Source organism: Gammaproteobacteria bacterium, assembly GCA_036381015.1.
GTDB lineage: Bacteria > Pseudomonadota > Gammaproteobacteria > Steroidobacterales > Rariloculaceae > ZC4RG20.
This window is the reverse complement of the sequence record DASVDR010000008.1, coordinates 146,385-159,205: the sequence shown is the minus strand read 5'-3', so window position 1 is coordinate 159,205 and position 12,821 is coordinate 146,385. Positions and strand designations below refer to the sequence as shown.

The following is a 12,821-nucleotide window of genomic DNA, read 5'->3' as shown; positions in this document are numbered from 1 at the left end:
TTCGCGGCCTCGCGCCGCACTGGTCACGCGGCCGCGCGCACCGTAGAGTCCGGGTCGGCCGCGACGTGCGCGGCGCAGGCGACGGAGACGGCCACGCGATGGAGCAAACGGACTTTCTGTTCCTCGTCGCCGTCCCCGTCGTCGGCTTCGCGTCGGGATTCATCAACACGCTCGCCGGCAGCGGCTCGCTGATCACGCTCCCGCTGCTGATCCTTCTCGGGCTGCCGGCGAACGTCGCGAACGGCACGAACCGGGTGGGCATCGTCGTTCAGTCGATCGTCTCCGTGGCGACCTTCCGCCGGCGGGGCGCGCTCGACGTCGTCGGGACCGTGAAGCTCGTCGTCCCCGCCGTGCTCGGTGCCGGCGTCGGCGCCGCTCTCGCCGTCGACCTCGACGAGGTGCTGCTCCGGCGCACGATCGGCGTGCTGATGCTCGTGATGCTCGCCGTCGTGCTGCTGCGTCCCGGCCGCTGGCTCCAGAGCCATGCGACGGGACGCGAAGCGAGCGCGTGGATTCAGGTTCCGCTCTTTTTCGCGATCGGCGTGTACGGCGGGTTCATTCAAGCCGGCGTCGGCATCTTTCTGCTCGCGGGCCTCGTGCTCGGTGCCGGCTACGACCTCGTCGGCGGCAACGCCGTGAAGAATCTGATCGTGCTCGTGTTCACGTTCGCGGCGCTCGCCGTGTTCGTCGTGAACGATCAGGTCCGGTGGGGTGTGGGCGCGCTCCTCGCCGGCGGCAGCGCGGCCGGCGCATGGACGGCCGCGCATCTCGCGGTCGCCCGCGGCGCGCCGTTCGTCCGGTGGGTGCTGATCGCGATCCTCGTCGTGTCCGCCGCCGCGCTGCTCGGCGGCGCCGGCGGCGGGTAGGCGCCCGCGCGAATACGGAGGCACGCGAGCCTGCTCGTCGCCGGCACGGCTCGCGGCGCGTGCGCCGCTCAGGGGCCGCCGGGAGCGTAAGCCGGCGGAAGATCCGGCGCGGGCGGCGGCTTCCGCGGCGCCGCGACCGAAGCTTCCGCCGCGAACGCGTCGAGCAGCAACTCCGGAATCCGGTGCATCTCGGCGATCGCCGACCCGCGCGGCTCGAGACCGGGCGTGAACCCGGCGTCGCGGAGCGACGCGAGGATCGCGGGGCGGCTCGTGATCACGTGCATCGGCACGTCCCGACGCGCGCCGCGGCCGGCGACGCTCGCGGCGGGCTGATGATCGCCGAGCAGGATCAGCACCAGGTCGTCGCCGGCATGCTCGGCCAGAAAGCCGGCCCACACGTCGTACGCATAGCGGAGCGAATCGGCGTAGGCCGGCCCGAGGTTCAGCCATTCGGGCCGCGCGGCGAGGCTCGCGCCGAGCGGCGCCTCGTCGTAAGGACGGCCGGTCTCGAGACGGGACCAGTCCGGCTGATAGGGCGGCGTCGGCCGAAACGGCACGTGCGTGCTGATCGTCGCGAGCAGCACGAACGACGCCGGTCCGCGGCCGTCGCCGACGCCGAGATCGTCGAGCTTCCCGAGCACGTACTGATCCGGGATACGCCACCAGCCGAACTCGGGCCCCCGCCAATCGAGCGCCTCGGCGTCCGCGATCGTGTCGAAGCCGAAGGCGTCGCCCTCCGGCCAGCTCTCGCGCAGCCCCGGCATCACGGCGACGGTGCGGTAGCCGCTCCGCTCGAGCCGCGCGGCGAACGTGTCGCCGCCTCGCGCGAGCAGCGTTTCGTAAGCGCCGCCGTTGTCGACGCGAAGCCCGGACAGAAAGCTCGCATGCGCGAGCCACGACGCGCCGGCGAACGTCGGCGACTCGACGAACGCGGACACGGCCTGCCGGCCGGTGCCGGCGACGGCGTCCGCCAGCCGGCGGCGGGCATCCGTCACCGCGGCCGCGATGTCCGGCCGGTCGAAGCCCACCGCGCCGTACGACTCGACGAACGCGACGACGACGTCGGCGCCGCGAACGGCCGGCAGCGGACCGTCGCCGAAATCGACCGGCGGCGGCAGCAGCCGGCCTTCGCGGTCCGCGGCCATCGCGTCGGCGAAGAGCCGAACCTGCCGGGCCCAAGTGCCGGTGACGGGCGAGGAGAACGGATCCGGGAGCGGCAGGCCGGCGCGGACGAGCGCGTAGAGCGCGGCGACCGCGGCCGCGGAAACAAAGAGCACGCGCCGCTCTTCCGGCGCCGAGGCGGCGGCCGCGACGCGCCCGATCGCGCGCCGCAAACCGAGGAACACCGCCGCGACGAGCACGGCAGCCACGGCGAAGCCGGCGCCGAGCTGCCAGGGGGCCGCGACCTTCGCGAGCATCGCGGCGACGTGCGGAACATGCGGTGCGTCGAAATAGAGATGGATCGGCCGACCGTACAGCGCCGCCGTCGTCACCTCGGCGTAACGCCCGACCGCCATCGCACAGAGCACGGCCGCGAGCACCGTCACGACGCGACGCGACGGACCCCGCCCGATCGCCCCGGCCGCGGCGAGCCCGAGCACGAGCAGCGCGATCTCGATCGACAGCGAAGCTCGCGGGACGATCCAGAGGGTCGGCCAGACGTTGTCGAACGTGAGCGCGAAATCGAGCAGCGCCAGCGCGGCGGCGAGGCCGGCCCAGCTCATCGCGGATCGGATCACCGGCTCCGCTCGGCCGCGATCAGACGCGGGCCGAAGCGGCTCGGCGGGCGAGCCAGGCGGTGTCGATCGCGAACGACGCGACGAGCGCCGCGAGCGCGGCCGCCGCGAGCACCGTGCTTCGGGCCGGCGACGTGAACGGCGCGAGGCACAGCAGCAGCGCCGCGACCTGCAGGACGCACACCGTTTGCCGGCGCCGGCTCGGCGGCAGCGGCGCGCGCATCCACGGCAGGCGGCTGCCGGCCGCGACGAAGGCGTAGCGCATCAGACCGATCAGCAGCACCCATGCGTCCGCCTTGCCGAATCGCCAGACGAGCGCCGCGAGCACGAGAATCGTGAGCGCATCCGTCTCCATGTCGAAGCGGGCGCCGAACGCAGTGACGACGCCTCGACGCCGTGCGAGCGATCCATCGAGGCCGTCGAGCGCGAGCGCCGCGCCCGCGACGGCGATCGCGAACCACAGGACCGGCGTCGAGCTCTCGGCGACGAGGAGCCCGCCGACGAGCGACGTCAGCGCGCCGCGCGCGAGCGTCACGTGGTTGGCCGCACCGAAGGTTCCGTGCAGCTGCCGGGCGGCCGTGAGCAGCGCGACGACGGCGCCGGCGAGAAAGGCCGCGAGGACCAGCGGCACGTACAGGCCGCGCAACGCGAAGCCGCGTTGCGCGACCACGGCGACGACGGCGAGGACGGCCGTCAGCAACGCCACGGCGACGACGGCATCGTGAAGCCGGCGAAGAGCGTCGAACGCGACGGATGAGCGGGCGTACATGCGCGGAAACGCTTGCATGTTCGAGGGCCGCTTGCAAGTATCGCCGTGCGTCGAGCGGCGAGCCTCGCGCCGCTCGGCCCTCCTGCCTGCTACCGATTCGTTCCGAAGCGAGCCCGAGAAGAGATGACGACGAAGGCGCCCGGCGGCGAAGCACGCGCGTTCTGGGTCGCGGCGCCCGGGCGCGGCGAAATCCGAGCCGAGGCGCTGCGGGCGCCGGGCACGGAGGAGGTGCTCGTCGAGACGCTGTACTCCGGCATCAGCCGGGGAACCGAGGTCTTGGTCTTCGAAGGGCGCGTGCCGCCGTCGGAGCATGGGCGAATGAGGGCCCCGTTCCAAAACGGCGATTTCCCGGGGCCGGTCAAGTACGGCTACGCAAGCGTCGGCCGTGTCGAGGCGGGACCGTCCGCTCTCGAGGGCCGCACGGTCTTCTGCCTCCACCCGCACCAGACTCGATTCGTCGTGCCGGCCGCGGCCGTGCATCCGCTGCCGGACGGCGTGCCGCCCGAGCGGGCCGTGCTCGCGGCGAACCTCGAGACGGCGGTGAACGGGCTCTGGGATGCCGCACCCGTCATCGGCGACCGGATCGCCGTCGTCGGCGCGGGGACCGTCGGCTGCCTTGCGGCCTGGCTCGCTGCCGGCATCCGGGGCTGCGCGGTGGAGCTCGTCGACATCGACGGCGGCAAGGCCGCGGCGGCGGCCGCGCTCGGCGTGCGCTTCGCCTCGCCCGACGAGGCTGCCGGCGACGCCGACGTCGTGATTCACGCGAGCGGCACTGCCGGCGGCCTCACGGTCGCGCTCGGGCTCGCCGCGTTCGAGGCGAAGGTCGTCGAGCTCAGCTGGTACGGCGCCGGGCCCGTCGCCGCGCCGCTCGGCGAGGCCTTCCACAGCCGCCGGCTGGCGCTCGTCTCGTCCCAGGTCGGCACCGTCGCCATGCGCCGGCGCGCCCGCCGGACGCCGGCGCAGCGCCTCGCGCTCGCGCTCGAGCTGCTGCGCGACCCGCGCCTCGACGCGCTGATCACCGGCGAGAGCCCGTTCGAGTCGCTGCCGGCCGTGATGAGCGAGCTCAGCCGCTCGCCGGCCGGCGCGCTGTGTCATCGGATCCGCTACGCGGCCGGGAGGTGACCATGTTCAGCGTGACGGTCCGCAGCCATTTCATGATCGCGCACAGCTTCCGGGGCGAAGTGTTCGGGCCTGCACAGCGGCTGCACGGGGCGACGTACGTCGTCGACGCCGAGTTTCGCCGCGGCGAGCTCGACACCGACGGCCTCGTCGTCGACATCGGCAAGGCCGGCGACGCGCTCCGTGCGGTGCTCGCCGATCTCGATTACCGCAACCTCGACGACGAGCCCGCCTTCGCGGGCCGGAACACGACGACCGAGTTCCTCGCGTGGGTCGTCTTCGAGCGCCTCGCCGAGCGGATTCGCGCCGGAGCGCTCGGCCCCGGCGCGCGGTCGCTGCATTCGCTGCGGGTCACGCTGCACGAGTCGCATGCGGCGTGGGCGTCGTACGAAGGCCGTCTCGTCGATTCGGCGGGAGCGTAGCGTTTGGCCGCCGCCGACCTCCTCGTGCCCGGCGACCCGGCCACGCCGACCGGCGGGTACCTCTACGACCGGCGCATCGTCGAAGGGCTTGGCGCCCGGGGCTGGGCGGTCCGGGTGCTCGCGCTCGACGCGAGCTTTCCGCGGCCGACGGCGGCGGCCGTCGCGGCGGCCGAGCGGACGCTCGCCGCGATCCCGGCCGCACGCGCCGTGATCGTCGACGGCCTCGCGCTGCCGGGCCTCGCCGAGCCACTCGCGGCCGCCGCGAAGCGGCTGCGGATCGTCGCGCTCGTGCATCATCCGGTCGCGGACGAGACGTCGCTTTCGCCGGAGCTTCGCTCGAGCTGCCGGCGCGCGGAACGCGCGGCGCTCGCGGCGGCCGAGCGAGTCGTCGTGACGAGCCGCTGGACCGCGCGCCGCCTGGCCGACGACGGCGTTCCGCCCGATCGCATCCGGGTCGTGGAGCCCGGGACCGACCGGCCGTCTCGCCCGGCGGAGCCCGCCCGGCCGCCCAACGGCGCGGGCCCCCTGGCGAAACAGGGCGGCGTCGAGCCGGGCGCGCGTCACGGCTCCGCCGCGGAGCCGCGCCCCGTGCGTCTGCTGTGCGTCGCGACGCTGACCGAGCGGAAAGGGCATGCGCTCCTGCTCGACGCGCTCGCGGCACTCGAGGACCGCCCGTGGCGACTCGACTGCGTCGGCAGCGTAACCCGCGAGCCCGCGACCGCCCGCGCCGTGTGCGAACGGATCGAGCGGCTCGGGCTCGAGGGGCGCATCGTCGTGCACGGCGAGATGCCGGCCGACCGGCTCGAGGCGTGCTACGCGGAAGCCGACGCGTTCGTCCTGCCGTCGTACCTCGAGGGCTACGGCATGGCGCTTGCCGAAGCGCTTGCGCACGGCCTGCCCGTCGTCAGCACGACCGCCGGCGCGATTCCGGCGACGGTGCCGCGGGAGGCGGCGCTCCTCGTTCCGCCGGGCGACCGCGCGGCCCTGACGGACGCGCTGCGCGCGCTGCTCGACGACGCGGGGCTCCGCGCGCGGCTCGCCGCCGGCGCGCGGGCCGCCGGGGAGCGTCTGCCGACCTGGGCGGATGCGGCGGCGCGCTTCGCGGCCGCGATCGCCGATCTGGCCGACGCGCCGGAACCGGCACGGGCGCGGCCGTGAGCGCGGCCTCCGATTCCGCCCCTCCAGGGGCCCGGATCCGATGAGCGGCTTCGCGGCGGAGTGGCTGGCCCAGCGGGAGGCCGCGGACCGCGCGGCCCGCTCCGCCTTGCCCCCGGTCGAGGCCGTCGGCGCGAACCGCGAGCACGACGCCCTCGACGTGGTCGATCTCGGAGCCGGCACCGGCGCGAACCTGCGCTTTCTCGGCCCGTGGATCGCGCGCCGCCAGCGCTGGACGCTGGCCGACGACGACCCGCACCTGCTCGCGCTCGCCCGCTCGGCGACGGCCGAGTGGGCCGCGGCGCACGGGATCGCGGTCGAGGACGCGGGCGGCGAGAGCGCGCCGGGCTTCGTGCTCCGCGGCCCGGAGCTCGAGTGCCGGGTCGCGACGGTCGCCGTCGACCTCGCGCACGTCGTCGCCCCGGAGCTCCCGCGCGGAAGTCTCGTCACGGCGTCGGCGCTGCTCGATCTCGTGTCGGAGCGCTGGCTGCGCGCGCTCGCCGCGCGCTGCGCGAAGGCGAAGGCCGCGGTCCTGTTCGCGTTGACCTATGACGGGCGGATCGATCTAGAGCCCGCCGACGACGGCGACGCGCGCCTCCGCGCTCTCGTCAATAGACATCAACGCCGCGACAAAGGCTTCGGCCCGGCGCTCGGCCCGTCGGCTCCGGCCGCGGCGCTCGATTGCTTCGCGGGCGAGGGCTACGTCATGTCGTCGTCGCGTTCCGACTGGCGGCTCGGCCCGGAGCACGCCGCCCTTCAGCGCGCGCTCGTCGACGGCTGGCTCAGCGCGGCACGGGAGGCGGCACCGGACGAGGCGGACGCGCTCGATCGGTGGCAGCGGCGCCGGCACGCGGATCTCGCCGCCGGGCGCCTGCGAATCGTCGTCGGGCACACCGACGTCGCCGGCTACCTTCCGTGACCGGCCCGGCCCCGGGTTCCGGGGCCGAGGATCAAAGCACGCGCGTCAGGCCGGCGGCGTCTCCGGGCTTCGCAGGCTCGTCGGCCGTGCCGCGGAGATCGCAGTCGAACAGGATGTCGGCGCCCATACGGAAGACGCGGTGCGCCGGGCGCAGGCACTCGCTCAAGTGATGGCGCGCGACGAGGCGAATGCCGGGGCGGCCGTGACCCGTCACGAGCGGCGCCACCGCGATCTGCAGCCGGTCGAGGAGGTCGGCCTGCAGAAAATGCGAGACCGTGGCCCCGCCGCCTTCGACGAACACCGAGTGGACCCCGCGCCGGCGCAGCACGTCGAGGAGCACGTCGAGCGCGAGCCGGCCCGCCGGCGCCGGGATGCCGACGACCTCGGCTCGGCCGTGCCGGGCGCCCTCCTGCTCGACGCGGTCCTCGGCGGAGATCAGCAGCGTCGGCGCCTCGCCGTCGGCGAAGACGCGGTAGTGCGCGGCGAGGCGGCGGCGCGGATCGAGCACGACGCGAAGCGGATTCGGCCCGCTCGCGAGCCGCACGGTGAGGCGCGGGTCGTCCATCGAGATCGTCTCCGCACCGACGACGACGGCCCCGCAAAGGGCGCGCATCCGGTGCAGATGCAGCACGTTGTCCGGACCCGTCACGTAATACGAGTCGCCGGAGTCGGTCGCGATGTAGCCGTCGAGGCTTTGCCCGAGGTGCGCGACCGTGAACGGCCGGCCGGCCGACGCGCGGCAGACGGGCAGATAGAGATCGAGCAGCGCGCGGGCCGCCGGCGCGAGCGCGTCGGCCGGCCGCCAATTTCCGTCGTCGCGCACGACCATGCATCGGCCGTCGTCCGCGGACACCTCCGCGGCGTGCCCGTCGGCGCCGATCGCGTAGCCGCGCGCCGTGCCGTCGAGGCGCGCGTCGCGCAGCGCGAGGAGCAGGCTCCAGGCTTCGCGGACCGCGGCCGGCGCGGCGTCCGCCGCGCCCGCCTCCCCCGACGCGGACGGCGTCGGCGACTCGCTCGAGGTAGGGCGGCGAACGGACAGAGGCTCGGCTCCGTGGCGGGTATCAGCGAGAGGTTGCGGCCGTGACGGCGCGGGTTGTTGGTATCCTAGCACTACGGTGAGCGAATACCGAAGGCAAGACGTGCGGCGCGCGCGCGAAATCAACGGCGATCCGGCGGCGCTCGGGATCGACCGAGCGGTCGGCGAGATGCGCCGCGGGCGGGCGATTCACATCGCCGGGCGGAGCACGAGCGGCGCGCCCGCGGGGCTCGTGACGGCCGCCGCGGAGACCGCGCAGGCGCCGCTCGTCCGCCGGCTGGAATTCACCGGACGCCGGCTGATCGTGCTGCTGACCGAGGAGCGGGCGCATTCGATCGGCATTGCCGGCAACGCGCGCGGGCCGGTCGCGGTCGCGCTGCCGCCGGGTGCTCAGATCGAGTATCTGCGGGCGCTCGCGGGCGCGAGCCCCGGGCAGCCCGATCTGCGGCTCGCGAGCGTCGAGCACGCGCCGCGCTGCGGTCCGCTCGCCGCCGCCGGCTTCAAGCTCGCGAAGGCCGGCCGCTTGCTGCCGGCGCTCGTCGCGATCGAGTCCGACGCTCCGCCCGACGCGTCCCTGCTGTCGCTCGACGTCGACGACATCGAGAGCCAGGCGCGCTTCGCGCGGCACAGCTTGAAGCAGATCGGGCAGTCGCGCGTGCCGCTCGCCGACGCGGTCCACTGCGAGCTTGCGCTGTTCCGCGACGAGCACCGCTTGGGCGAGCACGTTGCGGTGATCATCGGCGAGCCGAACCTCGCCGAGCCGGTGCCGGTCCGGCTGCATTCGGCGTGCCTGACCGGCGATCTCCTCGGCAGCCTTCGCTGCGACTGCGGCGAGCAGCTCCGCACCGCGGTTCGCCGGATCGCCGAACTCGGCGGCGGCGTGCTGTTGTACCTCGACCAGGAAGGGCGCGGAATCGGCCTGGCGAACAAGCTCCGGGCGTACGCGTTGCAGGACGACGGCCTCGACACGATCGACGCGGACCGCCACCTCGGCTTTCTCGCCGACGAGCGCAACTACGACGTGGCCGCGGCGGTGCTGCAAGCCCTCGGCGTCTCGCGCGTCCGGCTGCTGACGAACAACCCGCAAAAGATCGCCGCGCTCGCCGCGCACGGCATTCACGTCGCCGGCCGCCTGCCGCTCGTCGGCCGGACGAACTCGCACAACGAGCGCTATCTGAGGGCCAAGCGGGAACGCGCCGGCCACCTGGCCGACGAGTCGGAGGCCTGATCCTCCGCCGCGCTCAGTCGTCCAACGGGCCGCGGCGCAGGAGCGCGAGCGGCGTCGCCGCGACCTCGGCGATCAGCGTCGCCATGCGCTCGGCGACGTGGTCGAGATAGGCCTTGCCCTTGGCCGCAGTCGCGGCGGCCGCGTTTCCGCAGACTCCTTCCGGGTGGAGGTCCTGGCTCATCCAGCCGATTCCGGCCGGCTTCTCGGCCCCGAGCACGCGACGCTCGGCCGCGAGCTGCTCGGGCAAGCCCGCGAAGTCGCGGGCGAGATGCATGCGCACGAGATCGGGATGGAGATGGAGCATCAGCGACGTCTCGACGTCGCCGCCGTGGAGACCGTAGCGGAGCTCCCGGTCGTCGAACAGTCCCGGCGGCGCACCGAGCGAGAAATAGCTCGCACGGACGACGAGGAGCCCGTGCATCGCGCGGAGCCGCACCGCCGCGACGTCGACGAGGCTGCGCTGCCCGCCGTGAGCGTTCAGGATGACGAGCTTGCGCAACCCCGTGCGCGCCGCGCTGGCGGCGACCTCGGTCCACAGCGCGAGCAGCGTCTCCGCGCGCGCCGTGAGCGTGCCGGGAAACGCGGCGTGCTCCGGGCTGTGGCCGATCGGGACGCCGGGCAGCGCGAGCAGCGACACGCCGTGCGGGATGCGCTCGAGGGCGGCCCGCACGATCGCCGCCGCGATCAGCGCATCGGTCGCGAGCGGGAGATGCGGGCCGTGCTGCTCGATCGCGGCGACCGGCAGCACGCCGATCGTGGACTCGGGGTCGATCTCCGCGAGATCGCGGGACGTCAGATCCTGCCAGTAGCCGCTCGCCAATGCCGCCTCCGCCCGAACCTCGCGACGCCCGGCCCCGAACGCCGAGCGCGAGGCATCGCCCGTGACTCGAAGCGATGCTCGCACAGCGGCGCGGCTGCCGTCATCCGCGCCGGGGACGACGACGCCCCGGGCGGCGGTCCCGATGTCGCCGCGGGCAGACAGGTTGACCGTCCCGGGCGGCCGGCTAACGTGAGACCGTGGGTATCGGAGTCATGCTGATCAGCTAGGACGAACAGCTCAAGAGCACAAGGACGTGCTCGCTCTGCCGTCCCGCTGTCGCGCGTCAGCGCGCGAGCTTCACCTGCTCGGTCGCCGCCGTCGACGCGCGCAGCGTGCCCGGCGGCACCCGAACGTCGTCACCCTTCAAATGCTCGTCGAAGAACTCGAGCATCGCCGCGGCCGTGGCCAGAACCGATTCGCGGCCGCGGTACGAGTGCCCCTCCCGAGGCAGCAGCAGGATCTCGGCGTCGCCGCCGTTGTGGCGGATCGCCTCGTAGAACTGGATCGACTGGATCGGCGGCGTGCCGGCATTCTCGTCGAGCAGCCCGTGCACGAGCAGGATCGGTTCCTGGATCCGGTTCGAGTACAGGAACGGCGACATCGCGAGATAGGTATCGCGGGCCTCCCACAGCGACCGCCTCTCGGTCTGGAAGCCGAAAGGCGTGAGGGTCCGGTTATACGCACCGCTCAGCGCGACGCCGGCCCTGAAGAGGTCGGAGTGCGCGAGGAGGTTCGCGACCATGAACGCGCCGTAGCTGTGGCCCGCGACGCCGACGCGGTCGCGATCGATGAAGCCGGTGGCCGCCGCCGCCTCGATCGTCGCATACGCGTTCGTCACGATCTGCTCGATGAACGTGTCGTTCGCGGTCGCCGCCGAGCCGATCACCGGCATCGACACCTCGTCGAGCACCGCGTAGCCCTTGAGCAGGTAGAACAGCTTGAAGGCACGTTCGAAGTCCGGGAACTGCTCTGCGGTCACCGGCTGGATCGCCTGCGTGTCCTCGCCGTAGACCCGTGGATAGGCCCAGATGATCAGCGGCAGAGGGCCGGCCGACTCGTGCGCGGCAGGCAGGTAGAGGTTCGCCGAGAGCCCGAGGCCGTCGGGACGCTCGAACCGCAGCGGGATGCGCCGGGCGTCCTTCAGCCCGGGCGCCGGATGATCGTAATGCGTCAACGCACGCATGCCGCCCGGGCTGCGAACGAAATAGTTCGGCGGCTCCCGCGACGTCTCGCGGCGCGTGATCAGCACGCTGCCGTCGGGGGCCAGCATGCCCACGATCCCCTCGTTCGCCTTGCCGTCGGACTCCCACAAGCGCTCGGTCTGGAGGGTATCGAGCCGCATGTAGTCGAGGTACGCGTGAACGCCGCCTTCCGTCGCAACATGACCGCGGAGGAAGATGCCGTTGTCGTGCACGGCGACGACCTCCTTGCCCCACGGATTGATCTTCAGCATCGGCCGGCCGAACCTCGAAAACGCCGCGTCGACGCTGCTCTCCGCGACGAGCCGCGGATCGCCGCCGTCGCTCGGAACGAGCCAGTGGCGGCGGAGTCGGCGCAGGGAGTCGTATTCCGAGACGAGCACGTCCCCGGTGCCCTCGAGCCACTCGAGACCCGCGTAGGAATGCTGAGTACGGAACAGCTCCCGCGGTTGCTCGATATACGGCGCGCCCTGCATCACGATCCGGTCCCCGCCGTCGTAGCGCTGGACCCAGACGAGCGTGGCCGGCATCGATGCATGCCACTGCATGGCCCGCGGCGCATTCGGCTGCGTGCCTGCCGCCGCGAAGGTCTTCACGACGCGGCCGAAGCGGTCCCAGACCTCGACGGTCCGCAGCGGCTCGGTGACGCCCGAAACCTGCGGGTACGGCGGCAGCATCCTCGAGACGAGCAGGAACGCGCCGCTCGGCGCCGGCTCGACGTCCTCGATCGCGGCCGGCCCGCCGATCTTGCGGCGCTCGCCGGTCTCGACGTCGATCATCGTCAGGTTCGCCTCGATCAGGTGGCGGATCGTCCACTGATCGAGCGCCTGGTGCTGGGAAAGCGCCTGCATCGTCGTCGGCGCCGTGAGTCGGAACAACGCGTCGGCGGTCGGCACGACGACTTTTCGCTTCTCGCCGTTGATCAGGCGGCAGAGCACGTGGCGATTGTCCGGCATCCACGTGCACGGGGCGCTCAGCGTGCCGTTCAGCGTCGGCCCGACGAGCCGGCGCACGGTTCCCTCGACCGGATCGCCGACCCAGAGCTCGATGCCGTCGGCCACCGTGGCCGTGAACGCGAAATGGGAGCCGTCCGCCGCCCACATCGGAAAGCCGAGCACGGCGCCGTCGGGCACGTCGAGCGGCGTTTGCCGGCCGGTGGCGAGGTCGACCAGCGTCAGGCCGTAATAGGCGATCGGAGCATGCCGCCCGTAGGTGCGCGGGTCGACCTTCAGGCCGACGACCGAGACCACCGGTTTCGCGAGGTGCTCGGAGGAGACGAGCTCGCGCTCGTGCACGAGGAGCGCGTAGTGGTGGCGGGGCCCCTCGGCGAGGTTCGGCAGCGGCGGCGCATCGAGCAGGCGCAGCACGTCCGGCGGAAGCTCGGCCGCCTGCGCCCCGATGGCGGCACCGAGGCACGCGGCGGCTGCGGCGGCCCGCAGGAGCCGTCGTGCGAGGCTGCGGAACCCGCCGTGCCCGCCCGCCGCATGGGCGAAGCGACGCAACGGGCCGCGCGTCTTGGTGCCTTCTCCGACCACGTGAGTACTGGCCTCCG

Annotated in this window: 11 protein-coding genes; 6 read left to right on the top strand and 5 right to left on the bottom strand. The window is 73.4% G+C overall.

The genetic code is table 11. The features are described from left to right. Positions 1-98 precede the first annotated feature (98 nt). A complete protein-coding gene (locus VF329_02605; GenBank protein ID HEX7079888.1) occupies positions 99-866 on the top strand; it encodes a sulfite exporter TauE/SafE family protein in 768 nt (255 codons plus the stop codon). A 68-nt stretch (positions 867-934) separates the two neighbouring features. On the opposite strand, the gene VF329_02600 is transcribed toward VF329_02605, so the two are convergent. Then, positions 935-2,605 carry a sulfatase-like hydrolase/transferase gene (locus VF329_02600; GenBank protein ID HEX7079887.1) on the bottom strand — a complete coding sequence of 557 codons (1,671 nt, stop codon included), beginning with the start codon at positions 2,603-2,605 and terminating at the stop codon, positions 935-937. 19 nt (positions 2,606-2,624) lie between these two features. Beyond that, positions 2,625-3,371, bottom strand: coding sequence for a CDP-alcohol phosphatidyltransferase family protein (locus VF329_02595; GenBank protein HEX7079886.1), 747 nt, complete (start codon positions 3,369-3,371; stop codon positions 2,625-2,627). Positions 3,372-3,494: 123 nt separating this feature from the next. Between VF329_02595 and VF329_02590 the strand changes: the two genes are divergently transcribed. From VF329_02590 to VF329_02575, 4 genes are read left to right on the top strand one after another with little or no spacing between them, the layout of a single operon-like run. Then, on the top strand, positions 3,495-4,493 hold the full coding sequence (locus tag VF329_02590) for a zinc-binding alcohol dehydrogenase (protein ID HEX7079885.1): 999 nt from the start codon (positions 3,495-3,497) through the stop codon (positions 4,491-4,493). 2 nt (positions 4,494-4,495) lie between these two features. Further along, positions 4,496-4,912 (top strand): 6-carboxytetrahydropterin synthase, encoded by a 417-nt coding sequence (locus VF329_02585; protein HEX7079884.1) that lies wholly within the window; start codon positions 4,496-4,498, stop codon positions 4,910-4,912. A gap of 3 nt (positions 4,913-4,915) precedes the next feature. Next, entirely contained in the window at positions 4,916-6,070 is a 1,155-nt protein-coding gene (locus tag VF329_02580; GenBank protein ID HEX7079883.1) for a glycosyltransferase family 4 protein, read from the top strand. 40 nt (positions 6,071-6,110) lie between these two features. After that, positions 6,111-6,986 (top strand): class I SAM-dependent methyltransferase, encoded by an 876-nt coding sequence (locus tag VF329_02575; GenBank protein HEX7079882.1) that lies wholly within the window; start codon positions 6,111-6,113, stop codon positions 6,984-6,986. Positions 6,987-7,017: 31 nt separating this feature from the next. Here the strand turns inward: VF329_02575 and VF329_02570 are convergent, their stop codons facing one another. Then, positions 7,018-8,097, bottom strand: coding sequence for a RibD family protein (locus VF329_02570; GenBank protein ID HEX7079881.1), 1,080 nt, complete (start codon positions 8,095-8,097; stop codon positions 7,018-7,020). 4 nt (positions 8,098-8,101) lie between these two features. Here VF329_02570 and ribA point away from each other — a divergent pair, with 4 nt between their 5' ends. Further along, positions 8,102-9,250 carry a GTP cyclohydrolase II gene (gene ribA / locus VF329_02565; protein HEX7079880.1) on the top strand — a complete coding sequence of 383 codons (1,149 nt, stop codon included), beginning with the start codon at positions 8,102-8,104 and terminating at the stop codon, positions 9,248-9,250. 13 nt (positions 9,251-9,263) lie between these two features. On the opposite strand, the gene VF329_02560 is transcribed toward ribA, so the two are convergent. Continuing rightward, positions 9,264-10,070 (bottom strand): creatininase family protein, encoded by an 807-nt coding sequence (locus VF329_02560; GenBank protein HEX7079879.1) that lies wholly within the window; start codon positions 10,068-10,070, stop codon positions 9,264-9,266. Between the two features lie 283 nt (positions 10,071-10,353). Then, positions 10,354-12,804, bottom strand: coding sequence for a prolyl oligopeptidase family serine peptidase (locus tag VF329_02555; GenBank protein HEX7079878.1), 2,451 nt, complete (start codon positions 12,802-12,804; stop codon positions 10,354-10,356). Positions 12,805-12,821: the final 17 nt, after the last annotated feature.